Source organism: Rhizobium albus, from assembly GCA_030160035.1.
GTDB classification, from domain to species: domain Bacteria; phylum Pseudomonadota; class Alphaproteobacteria; order Rhizobiales; family Rhizobiaceae; genus Georhizobium; species Georhizobium albus.
Genome location: BSNO01000001.1, coordinates 63,209 through 77,434 on the forward strand (window position 1 = coordinate 63,209; position 14,226 = coordinate 77,434).

General features: G+C 62.4%; 13 protein-coding genes. 9 read left to right on the forward strand and 4 right to left on the reverse strand.

Going from position 1 to position 14,226, the window contains the following annotated elements; all coding sequences use genetic code 11:
* Positions 1-142 precede the first annotated feature (142 nt).
* On the reverse strand, positions 143-1,465 hold the full coding sequence (locus tag QQL76_RS00310; protein WP_499205872.1) for an ABC transporter substrate-binding protein: 1,323 nt from the start codon (positions 1,463-1,465) through the stop codon (positions 143-145).
* Positions 1,466-1,610: 145 nt separating this feature from the next.
* Complete coding sequence (locus QQL76_RS00315) at positions 1,611-2,552, reverse strand: sugar-binding transcriptional regulator (RefSeq protein ID WP_499205873.1); 942 nt, start codon at positions 2,550-2,552, stop codon at positions 1,611-1,613.
* Between the two features lie 206 nt (positions 2,553-2,758).
* On the opposite strand from QQL76_RS00315, the gene phnD reads away from it, so the two are divergent.
* The 9 genes from phnD (at position 2,759) to QQL76_RS00360 (ending at position 11,219) form a co-directional block, all read left to right on the forward strand.
* The gene (gene phnD, locus QQL76_RS00320) at positions 2,759-3,706 is read left to right on the forward strand and encodes a type 2 periplasmic-binding domain-containing protein (RefSeq protein ID WP_499205874.1); all 948 of its coding nucleotides are present in this window, start codon (positions 2,759-2,761) and stop codon (positions 3,704-3,706) included.
* A gap of 80 nt (positions 3,707-3,786) precedes the next feature.
* Positions 3,787-4,617, forward strand: coding sequence for a phosphonate ABC transporter ATP-binding protein (gene phnC / locus QQL76_RS00325; RefSeq protein ID WP_499205875.1), 831 nt, complete (start codon positions 3,787-3,789; stop codon positions 4,615-4,617).
* Positions 4,617-5,432, forward strand: coding sequence for a PhnE/PtxC family ABC transporter permease (gene phnE, locus QQL76_RS00330; protein ID WP_499205876.1), 816 nt, complete (start codon positions 4,617-4,619; stop codon positions 5,430-5,432). The genes phnC and phnE (QQL76_RS00330) overlap by 1 nt, the downstream gene beginning before the upstream one ends.
* The gene (phnE, locus tag QQL76_RS00335; protein WP_499205877.1) at positions 5,432-6,247 is read left to right on the forward strand and encodes a PhnE/PtxC family ABC transporter permease; all 816 of its coding nucleotides are present in this window, start codon (positions 5,432-5,434) and stop codon (positions 6,245-6,247) included. Before phnE (QQL76_RS00330) ends, phnE (QQL76_RS00335) begins: the two co-directional genes overlap by 1 nt.
* Before the next feature lie 115 nt (positions 6,248-6,362).
* Entirely contained in the window at positions 6,363-7,112 is a 750-nt protein-coding gene (locus QQL76_RS00340) for a FadR/GntR family transcriptional regulator (protein WP_499205878.1), read from the forward strand.
* Positions 7,109-8,104, forward strand: a complete 996-nt coding sequence (locus QQL76_RS00345) for a substrate-binding domain-containing protein (RefSeq protein WP_499205879.1) — start codon at positions 7,109-7,111, stop codon at positions 8,102-8,104. The genes QQL76_RS00340 and QQL76_RS00345 overlap by 4 nt, the downstream gene beginning before the upstream one ends.
* 75 nt (positions 8,105-8,179) lie before the next feature.
* Positions 8,180-9,163: a Bug family tripartite tricarboxylate transporter substrate binding protein gene (locus QQL76_RS00350; protein ID WP_499205880.1), complete on the forward strand. Its 984-nt coding sequence runs from the start codon at positions 8,180-8,182 to the stop codon at positions 9,161-9,163.
* Positions 9,164-9,191: 28 nt separating this feature from the next.
* The gene (locus QQL76_RS00355; protein ID WP_499205881.1) at positions 9,192-9,710 is read left to right on the forward strand and encodes a tripartite tricarboxylate transporter TctB family protein; all 519 of its coding nucleotides are present in this window, start codon (positions 9,192-9,194) and stop codon (positions 9,708-9,710) included.
* Between the two features lie 24 nt (positions 9,711-9,734).
* Complete coding sequence (locus QQL76_RS00360; protein ID WP_499205882.1) at positions 9,735-11,219, forward strand: tripartite tricarboxylate transporter permease; 1,485 nt, start codon at positions 9,735-9,737, stop codon at positions 11,217-11,219.
* A 65-nt stretch (positions 11,220-11,284) separates the two neighbouring features.
* Here the strand turns inward: QQL76_RS00360 and QQL76_RS00365 are convergent, their stop codons facing one another.
* Both QQL76_RS00365 and QQL76_RS00370 read right to left on the reverse strand, forming a co-directional pair.
* On the reverse strand, positions 11,285-13,084 hold the full coding sequence (locus tag QQL76_RS00365; protein ID WP_499205883.1) for an NAD(P)/FAD-dependent oxidoreductase: 1,800 nt from the start codon (positions 13,082-13,084) through the stop codon (positions 11,285-11,287).
* Between the two features lie 65 nt (positions 13,085-13,149).
* Positions 13,150-14,223 carry a 2,3-butanediol dehydrogenase gene (locus tag QQL76_RS00370; RefSeq protein ID WP_499205884.1) on the reverse strand — a complete coding sequence of 358 codons (1,074 nt, stop codon included), beginning with the start codon at positions 14,221-14,223 and terminating at the stop codon, positions 13,150-13,152.
* Positions 14,224-14,226: the final 3 nt, after the last annotated feature.

The following is a 14,226-nucleotide window of genomic DNA, read 5'->3' on the forward strand; positions in this document are numbered from 1 at the left end:
CGCGAAGCTTGGGCGTTTCGAGGTGATATGGAAACTGGTTCACCGTTGCGAGACGCGATAGGTCGAAAGCCTGCAGGTTGCGGCTGCCGACGAAGATGGATCCCGCCCGACGGAGGATCTGGCCGGGCGGGATCGGGCGGGCTTACTGAATGTAGCCGGCCCGTGTCATTTCGCGCACGGCTGCCTGCTGGGCAGACTGAAGCGCCTGTTCGACCGTCATGCTGCCGGAGACAGCTGCGGCCATCTGCTGGCCAACCGCGGTACCGAGACCCTGGAACTCAGGAATGGCTGCGAACTGCAGGCCGACATAGGGCTTGTCGTCGGTGATCGACGGGTCGGCATTGTTGATCGCGGCAAGCGTCTGCTCGGCGAAGGGCGCCTCGGACGTGTACTGCTCGTTTTCATAGAGCGAGGTGCGCGTGCCGGGGGGAACGTTCGACCAGCCTTCGTTCTCGGCCACAAGTTCGAGATAGGCCTTGGAGGTCGCCCAGGAAATGAAGGTCTCGGCAGCCTCGGCCTTCTGCGAGCCGGCCGGGATCGCGAGCGACCAAGCCCAGAGCCAGTTGGCGCCCTGGTTCGGGCAGTTTTCGACGCCGCAGGGGAACGGCGCGAAGCCGACATTCTCGGCGACCTGGCTTTCTTCGGGGTTGGTCACGAAGGAAGCCGCAACGGTCGCATCCATCCACATGGCGCAACGGCCCTGGTTGAAGAGCGTCAGGTTTTCGTTGAAGCCGTTGGAGGCTGCGCCGGGAGGCCCGTAATTCGTCATCATGTCGACATACTGGGTGACGGCCGTCGTCCAGCCTTCGCTGTCGAACTGCGGCTGCCAGCTGGCATCGAAATAATTGGCGCCGTAAGAGCGGGCCATGGAACCCAGGAAGGCCATGTTCTCGCCCCAGCCCGGCTTGCCACGCAGGCAGATGCCGTAGACATCGTCATTGGCTTCGGAAATCTGGCGTGCGGCGTCAGCGATGAAGTCCCATGTCGGAGCCTCGGGCATCTCGATGCCTGCTGCCTCGAACAGGTCGGTGCGATAGAGCGTCATTGCGCTTTCGGCGTAGAACGGTGCTGCGTAGAGCGTGCCATCCTTGGAAAGCGCTTCGCGGATCGCGGGGATCAGATCGTCGACGTCGTAATCGTCGCCGAGATTATCGAGCGGAAGCAGCCAGTCGTTTTCGGCCCAAATCGGCACTTCGTAGGTGCCGATCGTCATGATGTCGAACTGGCCGCCATTGGTGGCGATATCGGTCGTGACGCGCTGGCGCAGCACGTTTTCTTCCAGCGTCACCCAGTTCAGCTGGATGTCCGGGTGCTGTTCGGTGAAGGCGTCGGTCAGACCCTGCATGCGGATCATGTCGCCGTTGTTCACGGTCGCAATTGTCAGTGTTTCCTGCGCGGACGCGCCAACGCTGGTGCCGGCAAGCATGGCCGCGCAGGCGGCAAGAAGCGAAAACCTGTGTCTCATGAGTTCCTCCCAAATGAGTGTCGCCGGCAAGAGCTTCTTGAGCAATTGCCTATGCTGTGAGCAATTACTCACATGTTGGCGAGCGATGTCAACGCAGATTAGTCGCTGCAGCGCAGCATCTGCAGGAGACGATTGCGGCGATGGCTTAGGCGAGGAGGGCGGTGGCCGTGTCTTCGTCGGTGATCAGGCCGTTGATCAGCCGACCTTTCACAGCAGCGGCGATGCCGGGCAGCTTGAGCGGTCCCTTGGCGATGCCGACGACGATGCAGGTGTCGCGCGACGGGATGGGCGAACTCGCGACCCGGTCGTTGATGATGCCATCGATCTGGTGCCCTTCGCGGTCGATCGCCCACCCGACGATCTCGGCCACGGCGCCTGCGGCGGTCAATTCTTCGAGCTCGGCCGGGCTAATGAAGCCATCGATGACGAGCGGTGCACCCGGTCCGAGATCGCCGATGCCGACGAAGGTGATGTCCGCCGTTGCCGACAGCTTGAGGGTCGCCTGGATCATCGGCTGCTGGTGCAGCAATTCACGCTCATGCATCGAAGAAGCGATGACAGGGAGCGGCATGGGAAACGACCGGCACTTCACCTTGTCGGCCATGGTGAAGACGACGTTGTAGAATGCGGCTGAGCCATCCGGCGCAATGTTGCCCGTCAGCGACACGACCTTGTGCTGCGGGCAATCCATGCTGGGAAGTTTTTCGATCGCGGCCTTCAGCGTGCGGCCCGTTCCGATGGCGATCGTCACGGGTTCCGGCGCGGACAGGCGTCGCTCCAATTCGGCGGCTGCGGCTTCGGCAACGCCGACCGTGGTGGATTGTGAACCCGGATCGCTCGGCACGACTTCGACGAGCTTCAGGTCGAAGCGCTGCTTTAGCCGCTGTGCAAGTTCGAGACAACTCGCGATCGGATGGTCGATCCGGACCTTGACGAGACCTTCCTTCACGGCAAGCGAAACCAGACGCTGCGCCGATTGCCGCGAAACGCCGAGCTTGCGCGCGATGTCGTCCTGCGTGTTGCCGGCGACGTAATAAAGCCAGCCGGCGCGGGCGGCGTCATCCAGTCGCATGGTGGGTGTCGTCATAGGTGCGTGTTCTGCCAATTGCACATGTCTTCTACGTATCCACGCGCGCGGCGGCGCGCAATCGGGAACGGGAGCTTCGGGGCTGACCGGCGGCACCGACAAGTGTGTCACGGAATCATCATCGATATGTCACGGACCTGTAATGGGCACGGTCAATAAGCCTGCAGCACCGCCATTCGACGACCCGCCACGAAGAGGAAAAGCCCATGAAACTGTTCGCCGCAGCACTCGCCCTTTCGGCTGCCTTCATCCTTCCCGCTCAAGCCCAGTTTGCGCTCGACTCTCGTTTCACGGATGCCGATGGCGACCTGATCGCCGACATCCCGACCGATGCTGCCGATCTGGTCGACCCGGACACGCTGATCTTCACCTACACGCCCGTCGAAGACCCAGCCGTCTACGCCGATGTGTGGCAGGGGTTTATGGACCATCTGGCGGAAGCCACGGGCAAGAACGTCGAGTTCTTCCCGGTTCAGTCGAACGCCGCGCAGCTCGAAGCGATGCGGGCGGGCCGCCTGCACATTGCCGGCTTTAACACCGGTGGCAACCCGATTGCCGTTGCCTGCGCCGGCTTCCGCCCCTTCGCCATGATGGCTGCCAATGACGGTTCGTTCGGCTACGAGATGGAAATCATCGTGCCGGCCGACAGCGAAGCGCAGGCGATCGAAGATCTGCGCGGCGGTGAAATCGCCTTCACGCAGGAAACGTCGAATTCCGGCTTCAAGGCGCCTTCGGCCATTCTTTCCAGCGAATTCGACATGGTCGCAAATGAAGACTTCACGCCGGTCTTCTCGGGTTCGCACGATACGTCGATCCTGGGTGTGGCCAATGGCGACTATGAAGCTGCCGCCATCGCGAACTCGGTCATGACTCGCATGATCGAACGTGAAGTCGTGTCCCCCGACCAGATCCGCTCGATCTACCAGTCCGCGACCTTCCCGACGACGGGCTACGGCACGGTCTACAACCTGACCCCTGAGCTTCAGCAGCAGATCCGCGATGCGTTCTTCTCGTTCGAGTGGGAAGGCTCGGCTCTCGCTGAAGAGTTCAGTGCGTCCGGCGAAGAGCAGTTTATCGAGATCAGCTTCCAGGAAGACTGGGAAGTCATTCGCCAGATCGATGAGGCGACCGGCGTCTCTTACTCCTGCCAGTAAAATTTGGCCAACACAAGCGGGGACGCAGCCTCAAGTCTGCGTCCCCGCATCGCATTTCTGAAGAGGGTCAGGGGCAGGTCATGCTTGAGGTGGACAGTCTCGAGAAGCGCTACAAAACGGGCGACATGGCGTTGCGCGGCGTTTCCTTCACGGTTGCCAAGGGGCAGGTCGTCGGCCTCATCGGGCCTTCGGGTGCCGGCAAGTCGTCACTTATCCGTTGCATCAACCGCCTGGTGGAGCCAACCGGTGGCGCAATTCGTCTGAACGGGCTCGATCTCACGAAGCTTTCAGGCGGCAATTTGCGCCAGGCGCGCAGGCGCATCGGGATGATCTTCCAGGAATATGCGCTGGTCGAGCGTCTGACCGTCATGGAAAACGTGCTTTCGGGCAGGCTCGGTTATGTGCCGTTCTGGCGCTCCTTCTTCCGGCGTTTCCCGCAGGCGGACGTGGACAAGGCCTTCCAGCTTCTGGATCGTGTCGGGCTGCAGGATCACGTGGACAAGCGCGCGGATGCGCTGTCCGGCGGCCAGCGCCAGCGCGTCGGCATCGCGCGTGCGCTCGAGCAGGACCCGGAACTGCTTCTTGTCGATGAGCCGACCGCATCGCTCGACCCGAAGACATCGCGCCAGATCATGCGTCTTATCTGCGAAGTCTGCCGCGAACGCGATCTTCCGGCGATCATCAACATTCACGACGTGGTGCTGGCCCAGATGTTCGTCGATCGCATCATAGGCCTGCGCGCCGGCGCGGTGGTGTTCGATGGTCCGCCGACGGATCTTACGGACACGGTGCTGACCGAAATTTACGGCGAAGAAGACTGGCATGCCATGCGCAAGACGCGTGAGGAAGATGCGGCTGACGAGAGCGAGACGAAGGCGTTCGAAGCCGAGCGTCTGGCGGAGCTGGTCTAGTGGTCAGCGCAGTCGCACCCGCCGCTTCCCGACGCTGGCGCCGACCCCCGGTCTTCATCAAGAGCCGGTTCTGGCGGATCGCCATCTATGGCGGCTTTTTCGCCTATCTCGTAATGGCGCTCTGGTCGATCGACCTCGACTGGACGCGCATCGTGCAAGGCCTCGACCGCGGCCAACGGTTCATCGAAGGCTTTCTGACACCGGACTTCACGAGCCGCTGGCGCGACATTCGCCAGGGCATGGTGGAAAGCATCACCATGACGGTGTGTGCGAGCGTTGTCGGCATCCTCATTTCCATCCCGATCGGGATCGGCGCGGCGCGCAACATTGCGCCTTGGCCCGTCCATGCCGTGTGCCGCAGCATCATCGCCATTTCTCGCGCGTTTCAGGAAATCATCATCGCGATCCTGTTCGTGGCCATGTTCGGGTTCGGGCCATTCGCCGGTTTTCTGACGCTCTCCTTCGCGACGATCGGATTCATCTCCAAGCTGCTTGCCGACGACATCGAGGAAGTCGATGAGGCGCAAGCCGAAGCCATCCGCGCCACCGGGGCCGGTTGGTGGCAGATCGTCAACTACGCGATCCAGCCGCAGGTCATGCCGCGACTGATCGGGCTTTCGCTCTACCGCGTCGACATCAATTTCCGTGAAAGTTCGGTCATCGGCATCGTTGGTGCAGGCGGCATCGGTGCCACGCTCAACACCTCGATGGAGCGATACGATTACGACACGGCAGGTGCGATCCTCATCCTGATCATCATCTTCGTCATGCTGGCCGAATACGGCTCAAGCCACATCCGTAAGAGGGTGCAGTGATGCCGATTGGACCAGATGCCGCCGACAAGACCTGGTCGAAGCACACCCGTCGGGGCGAATGGATGATCTGGGGCGGCTGGTTCGCGCTCGCGGTCGTCTTCGTCCTGTCCTGGCAGGTGATGAACGAGCGGACGATCTGGGCGTTCGTCGAGGATGCTCCGCGCCAAGGCGCCGACCTTCTCTCGCGCTCCTGGCCGCCGCGCTGGGATTATCTCGGAAATCTCTGGCAGCCGCTTTGGGACACATTGAACATGGCGACGCTCGGCACGCTGCTGGGGACGGCCATGGCCGTGCCGTTGGCGTTCATGGCGGCGCGCAATACGTCGCCGAGCCTGCTCTTCTTGCGGCCGGTCGCGCTGTTCATCATCGTCGCTTCGCGCTCGATCAATTCGTTGATCTGGGCGTTGCTGCTCGTCGCGATCATCGGTCCGGGCATTCTCGCCGGGATCATCGCCATCGCGCTTCGATCCATCGGATTTGTGGGCAAGCTGCTTTACGAGTCGATCGAGGAAATCGACGAGACGCAGGTGGAGGCCGTTCGTGCGACAGGAGCGGGCCAGCTGCAGCTGATCGATTATGCGATCGTGCCGCAGGTTCTTCCCGCATTCGTCGGCATGACGATTTTCCGCTGGGACATCAACATCCGTGAATCCACCATCTTGGGACTGGTGGGTGCCGGCGGCATCGGGCTGCAGCTTCAGGGGTCGCTCAACACGCTCGCCTGGTCGCAGGTTTCCGTGATCTTCGCCGTCATTCTTCTGACGGTGATCGTCGCGGAATGGGTGTCGTCCAAGGTTCGCCGCGCCATCATCTGATCGCCGATTTATCAGCGCGCATTTAAAAGCAATCGCTCAATCAGGAGTCGTGAAGATTCCTGTTGCCGATCAATCCGGATCAATATAGCGTTTCATCGTGGGATGGAGCGACGCGATGCCGATGACGGCGATGCATGTGGATGCGGGCATGACGACCGCTGACAGTGAGGATGAGATCGATCGCCACAGTGCGGTCGTCTCGGACAGTGCCGCGCTGGTGCAACTGCGCGCCTATATTCAGAACGCTGGTTTTCAGCGGGGGCAGAAGCTTCCGCCGGAGCGGGTGCTCGGGCCCGAGCTCGGCCTGCGGCGCTTTGAGCTGCGCAAGGCGATGGAGACGCTTGTCGACGAGGGCGTGCTCTGGCGCCATGTGGGCAAAGGCACCTTCATGGCCCGCCCGACCGATCAATCCGACCAAAATGATCTTACGGCTCTTGCAAGGGCGATCAGCCCGGTCGATGTTATGCGGGCGCGCCTCAGCCTCGAGCCGGCGCTGGCGCGCGAAGCCGCAATCCACGCCCCGGCGTCGGCGATCGCAACGCTCAGGCTGACCATGGAGCGCAGCCATCTTGCCGGCACCTGGCGGGAATATGAGGCGCTCGACAACGATTTCCACCGTCAGATCGCCGAGGCGAGCGGCTCGGTCGTGCTGCTTGCGCTGTTCGATCAGTTGAACACGCTTCGGCGCATGGTCGCCTGGGGCAATCTCGCCCGCACCGGCCCGCGGCCGCCGCGCAGCCATTCGAGCTTCAACGAGCATGACATGATTACCGACGCCATCGAGGCGCGCGATGCGGACGCTGCCCACAATGCCATGCGGACGCATCTGCGTTCGGTCGAAGATCGATTGTTCCGCGCATCATGAGCACACTTCCGAAAATCACGGTTGCCTGTTTCGACCACGACCGGGTGATGCCGGTGATGGACGGCCGCGTGCCGGTGAAAGGCTTCGAGATCGAGCCGCATGTGCTGCCGACGTCGAAACTGTTCCCGCTTGCGGTGCAGGAAGCCCGGTTCGACGTGACCGAACTGTCGCTGTCGAGCCATATCCTGCAGGTGGCGCGGGGCGAGGGGGCGTATGTCGCGATCCCGGCGTTTATCTCACGGGCTTTTCGCCATAACGGCTTTTTCCGGCGCACCGATAGCGGCATAGAGACCCCGGCGGACCTCAAGGGTCGTCGCGTCGGTGTTCCGGAATACCAGATGACCGCTGCGCTCTGGATGCGCGGCATCCTCAAGGACCAGTACGGCGTCGAGGCGACCGACATCGAATGGCACACCGGCGCGCTCGATGCCGGTGTGCGGCACGAGCGGCTGCAACTGACGCCGCCACCAAACCTCAAGATCACGCCGATCAGCGAGGGCGAGACGCTGCAGTCGCTGCTGCTCGACGGCCAGATCGACGCGCTGCTTGCGCCCAATCCTCCGAAGGCTTTCGCCGAGGGCGATCCGAGGATCGAGCGGATATTCCCCGATTTCGAGCGCGTGGAGCAGGACTATAACGGCGAAACCGGGTTCTTCCCGATCATGCATGTCGTGGCGGTGCGGCGCACGCTTGCGGAGAAGTGTCCGGAGCTGCCGATGGCGCTTTACGAGGCATTCTCGACGGCGCGCGATCTTGCGCTCAAGCGGCTCGAAGAGATCTGGCTCGGCTCTGCCAACCGGCTCAGCCTGCCATGGTTGAACGCCTCGATGGAGCGCCTGCGCGCCACGATGGGGCGCGATTACTATGCTTACGGCTTCAAAGGTGCCGAACGCGAGGTGGAGGCCATGTGCCGCTACTCGGTCGAGCAGTATCTCGCTCCGCGGCGCGTTGAAGCTGCCGAGCTCTTTCATCCATCGCTGCTGAACACCTGAGAGGAGAGGCGCACGAACGCAACAAGGCCCGGTCAAACGGAAGACATCCATCATTATCTAGGGAGGAGACTAATAATGAGCCTATTCAAACTCAGTGCATCGCTTGCGCTCTGCGCCACACTCATCGGTGTTCCGTCCGCCTTCGCGCAAGAGGAGATGCGCGCGCCGGAAGGTCCGATCGAGTTTACCGTCGGGTCCGGTGCAGGCGGCTCGCCTGACATCATCATGCGGACCATCGCGCAGATCATGAACGAGGAGGGGATCGTCGAGAACCCGATCGTTATTCAGAACCGCTCGGGTGGCGGGCATTCGAACGCCTACAATCACGTGCTCGGCCTGCCGGGCAATGAATCGACGCTTCTGACGCTGGCGTCGCCCGTGTTCACCACGCCGATCGTTCAGGGCACCGATTCCGTCATCGACCAGATCACGCCGATCGCCGGCTTCGTGCAATCGGAACTCGTCCTTTTGACGACGCCGGACAGCCCGTACAATTCGCTTCAGGATTTCGTCGCGGCAGCCAAGGAGCAGCCGGGGCGTGTTCGCATCGCGGGCGGCGCATCGGGTGGCAACGATCATGTTGCGACGGGCCTCGTCGAGAAGGCGGCCGACATCACGCTCACCTACATTCCGCATGAAAGCGGCTCTGCCGCCCGTGCGACGTTCCTTGGCGGGAATGTCGAAGGCCATTTCGCGACGCTTGCGGAAGGTCTGGAAGCCATCAATGCCGGCCAGGCGAAGGCGCTTGCGATCCTGTCGGCCGAACGCCGCACGGAAGAAGGCTATGCCGACGTGCCGACCGCGACCGAGCAGGGCGTCGATGTCGTCTACACGCAGTTCTGGGGTGTCGGCGGACCGCCGGATCTCGATCCTGCCGTTGCCGCATGGTGGGCCGACAAGTTCGAGCAGGCAACGCAGACGGCACGCTGGCAGGAAAGCCTCGAGGCCAACATGCAGCTCGGCGAATTCTACGGTCTCGACGAGGCCGGCGAGTATTTCGCACGGGAGCAGGAAACCTTCCGCACTGTTCTGACCCAGGTCGGTCTGGCTGCGCAGTGATGCGCCCCAGACCCAGCGAGGGCATATCATGAGCCAACCACTCGCCCCTCTGGCGGCATCTCCGGAAACGGAGGTGCCTGCCGCGCCTGTCTACCGGATTACGGCGCTCGACTACGTGCCGGCAATTGCCATGATTGCCTTGTCGCTTGCCATCTTCATCGGAACGGCAGGCCTCAAATACTGGGACAATGTCACGCCCGGTGCCCGCTTCCTGCCGATATGGCTTTCGGCTGCAGGTGGGCTGCTCGGCATCCTGCTCTTCATCTCGCTTCGGCGAGGCGGGGACGGCGGGGTTCTCGACCTGCCCGATCGCGTCGGCTTGCGGCGCGCGGTTCTTGCGCTTTCATCAATGGCGATCTTCGTCGTCGCGGCGCCGGTGATCGGAATGGTTCCGGTCGCCGGGATATTCATGCTGTTCATGCTGCTTGCCGTTCTCGGCCAGCGGCTCGTTCCAAGCCTCATCACGACGGCCATCGTCGTCTTCGGCCTGAAATTCATTTTCGCTTACGGGCTTTCGGTTCCGCTTCCGGCACCGCTCGGCTTTTGACGCGACCATCTGGCGGGACAAGCCATGATCGATCTTCTGCTTCAGGGATTTGCGGTTGCGTTCCAGCCGAGCAATCTCGCTTTCATCTTTCTGGGTGTCCTGCTGGGGCAGGTCATCGGCGCGCTACCGGGTGTGGGGCCTGCCGCCGGCATGGCGCTTCTCTTGCCGCTGACCTTCGGCCTTGAGCCGGCAACGGCGATCATGATGCTCGCCGGCATCATGTATGGCGGCCAATATGGCGGCACACTCACCTCGGTGCTGATCAACGTACCCGGCGAGGCTTCGGGCGTCATGACGGCGGTCGACGGCCACCAGATGGCCCGCAAGGGGCGCGGCGGGGCTGCGCTCAGCGTTGCGGCCATCGGCTCGTTCATCGCCGGTATCGGCGCGGTTGCGGCGGTTGCCTTCATCACCCCGGCGCTTTCGGGCTTCGCGCTTCGGTTCAATGCGCCGGAATACTTTCTTCTTGCCGCACTCGGCATCATCGCGACGGCAAGCCTTGGCGCCACGCCCATCCGCTCGCTGATGGCCGGCGTGTTCGGTCTGATGATTGCGCTTGTCGGCACCGATCCGCTCGCCGGTACGCCGCGGCTTACATTCGGCCAGCCGGCGCTTTACGAGGGTATCGACTTCATTCCCGTCGCCATCGGTGTCTTCGGCATTGCCGAAGTGCTCGCCTCGCTGGAACGCGCCCACGACATGCACCCGATCCGCACGCGGCTCAAGGACATGTGGCTGACATCGGCGGAGTGGGCGCAAAGCCGCATGGCGATCGTGCGCGGCGGCGTCATCGGCCTCTTCGTCGGCATCATGCCGGGCGCCGGCGCCTCCATCGCCTCGCTGCTTGCCTATCTCACCGAGCGCCGCTTCAGCCGCAATCCGGAGATGTTCGGCAAGGGAGCGATCGATGGTGTGGCAGCGGCAGAAGCTGCGAACAACTCCGCGTCGCACGGTGCGATGATCCCGATGCTGTCGCTTGCCATTCCCGGCAATGCGAGCACGGCCGTGCTTCTTGCCGCGCTGATCCTGCATGGCGTGCGGCCGGGGCCGATGTTGATGACGCAGGAGGCGACGCTCGTCTGGGGGCTCATCGCCAGCATGTTCATCGGCAACGTCATGCTCTTGATCATGAACCTGCCGATGGCACCGCTTTTCGCTTCGCTGCTGCGCATCCCCTATGTCTATCTCGCACCGGGTATCCTCGTGATCTCGCTCGTCGGCGCCTATGCCGCGACGCTCGATTTCGGCACGGTGTGGATGTGTATCTTCTTCGGCCTGCTCGGCTGGCTGATGATGAAGTTCGACATTCCGCGGCCGCCGCTGGTTCTTGCGCTCGTTCTTGCCCCGCTTCTGGAAACGTCGCTCAGGCAGTCGCTGCTGCTCTCCTTCGGCAGCCCGATGATTTTCGTCGAACGGCCGATCTCGGCGGTGCTTCTGGTCGTGGTTGCTTTCGCGCTGATCCTGCCGGTCTGGAGCGCGGTGAAGCGCAGGCGCAATCGCATCGCCTGACCAACGGTGATCGATGAAACAAAAACGGGGGCCGCTGGCCCCCGTTGTCGTTCAAGGCTTTCGGCTCAACCCTTGTGGTGGCTTTCCTGCAGGCCGTAGACCGGGGTGGGAATGCCTTCCATCCGCGCCTTCAGCTGCAGCGACAGGAACTGCGAGTAGTGGCGCGACTGGTGCAGATTTCCGCCGTGGAACCAGAGCGCTTCCTGCTGCGTCGGCTTCCACATGTTGCGTTGCTCGCCTTCCCAGGGGCCCGGATCCTTCGGCGTGCCCGAGCCGAGGCCCCAGCACTTGCCCACCTTGTCGGCGGTCTCCTGGTCGATGAGATCGGCGACCCAGCCATTCATGGAGCCGTAGCCGGTGGCGTAGACGATCACGTCGGCCGGTATCTCCTGGCCGTTGTCGAGCTTCACTCCTGTCTCGGTGATCTCCTCCACCTGACCAGCGACGAGCTTGATCTTGCCGTCGATGATCAGCTGCGAGGCACCGATGTCGATGTAGTAGCCCGAGCCGCGGCGCAGATACTTCATGAAGAGACCTGAATCGTCTGCGCCGAAATCGAGCCGGAAGCCGGCCTTTTCCAGATCCTCGTAGAACTTCGCATCGACCTCGCGGATCTTGTCGTAAACCGGCTTCTGGAATTCGTGCATGATGGCATAGGGCAGAGAGGCGAAGATGAGATCGGCCTTGGCCGTCGTCATGCCGCCCTGAACCGCGCGCTCGGAATAAAGATCGCCGAGGCCGATTTCCATCAAACTGTCGGATTTCACGATATGGGTCGTGGAGCGCTGGATCATCGTGACATCGACGCCGGCTTCATAGAGCGCAGCGCAGATGTCGTGCGCCGAGTTGTTGGAGCCGATGACAGCCACCTTCTTGCCCTTGTAGCCGTCCGGTCCCGGGTGCTGCGAGGAATGGTGCTGCTCGCCCTTGAAGCGGTCCCGACCCTTGAAGTTCGGGATGTTTGCCTTGCCCGACATGCCGGTCGCGAAGACCAGCTGCTTCGGCTTCAGCGTGATCTCCTTGCCGTCGCGCTCGACGACAACTGTCCATTCCTTGGTCGTTTCGTCGTATTTCGCCGATTTGGCCGTGGTGCTGGTCCAGTAATTCAGCTCCATGACCTTTGTGTACATTTCCAGCCAGTCGCCGATCTTGTCCTTTGGCGAGAAGACCGGCCAGTTCTTCGGGAAGTCGAGATAGGGCAGGTGGTCGTACCAGACCGGATCGTGCAGGCAGAGCGACTTGTAGCGCTTGCGCCAAGAGTCACCGGCACGTTCGTTCTTCTCGATGATGATCGTGGGAACGCCCAGCTGGCGCAGGCGGGCACCGAGCGCAATACCGCCCTGGCCGCCGCCGATGATGACGACATAGGGCTGCTTCTCGTAGCCGAGCGTGCGCAGTTCTTCCTCGCGCTCTTCGATCCAGTTCTTCGTGCCGACATCCTGGCCGTGCTTGGCGCCGAGCGGGCGGGTGAAGCCGGACTTTTCCTCGTAGCCCTTGAGCTCGACCATCGTCGTCAGCAGCGTCCAGATCTGGCCGTTCTTCACCCGGATCAGGCCGTAGCCGCGAGCGACGTCCGTCTCGAAAGAAATCCAGCTTTCCATCAGGCCGTCGTTTTCGGTGGCGTCCTCGCCCTCGGCGACCTTCCAGTTCGTCGGCTTTACCTCGGCAAGCCGCGCTTGCAGCATGTCCTTGACCTGGGCGCGACCTTCCATGGTCTTGATGTTCCAGGTGAAGGCCACGAGATCGCGCCAGTAGCACTGGTCGGCAAACATGCCGACCGCCTCGTCGATCTGCCCGCTCTCGAGCGCCTTGCCGAACTTGTCCAGAAAAGCCTGCATGCGCGTGCTGGGTGTCTTGTCGAGCATTTCTCTCTCCCTCTGCTCTCAAGTGTATCGGACGGCTCCTCCGCCGCCCGGATGGATCGATCGTCCTAGCGTGACAGGTCGATCATGATCTTCAGGTGCCGGCCGGCCGGGTCGAGCAGTTGATCGAACCCTTCCGCAACGGCCTCCGATAGGCTGATGAATTTGGTGACGATCTTCTTGGCCGGTATCTGACCGCTGGCAATCAGGCGGGCGACGCGCGGCCAATAATGCGTCGGGTATGCCCAGGAGCCTCGAATATCGATGTCCTTGAAGGTGACATCGAACCAGTTGAGCGGGTTCTCGCCGGGATGCAGGCCCGTCTGAACGACCACACCCTGTTTGCGGACTGCATCTGCGCAGGCCTTCAGAGCGTGTTCGTTGCCCACGCACTCGATCGCGACATCGCAGCCGACGCCGCCTTCGGTATGGGCGCGAACGACATCGCCGACCGACTGTCCTTTCGGGTTGATCGTGATGAGGTCCGGGATGGTCTGGCGGGCCATGTCCAGCCGTGTGTCGTTGACGTCGGAAACGAAGAGCTGGGTGGCACCGGCGGCCCGTGCAGCCATCAGGGTCAGCATGCCGATGGGTCCTGCGCCCGTGACGAGCACGCTTGCCCCGGCGGTGACGCCGGCACGGTCGCAGGCATAGACCGCCACTGCGGTCGGCTCGATCAGGGCTGCCTCCTCATCCGACAGATCGTCCGGGATGGGCTGGACATTGTAGTCGTACAGCAGTGCGGCCTCGGCCATTCCGCCCGAATTCCAGGACAGGCCGGCCAAAGCGAGCTGGCTGCTCAGGTGAAACAGCCCACGCTCGGCATAATAATCGCCGACGCGGGGCATGATCAGCGGCTGGACCGACACCCGGTCACCCGGTTTCACATGGCGCACATCCGACCCGACGGCCTTCACGACGCCGCCGAACTCGTGCCCGAGCACCTGCGGGCCACTTGCCTTGGTGAAGGGGTGAGGCTCCTTCGGAATGAAGATTGGACCGTAGGCATATTCATGCAGATCGGTCCCGCAAATGCCGCAGAACCTGTTTTCGATGATCACCTGATCAGGGGCCGGATCGGACGGCAATGGAACGTCCTCGATCCGCAGATCCTTCGCGGCGTGGAAACGGAGTGCTTGCATGGT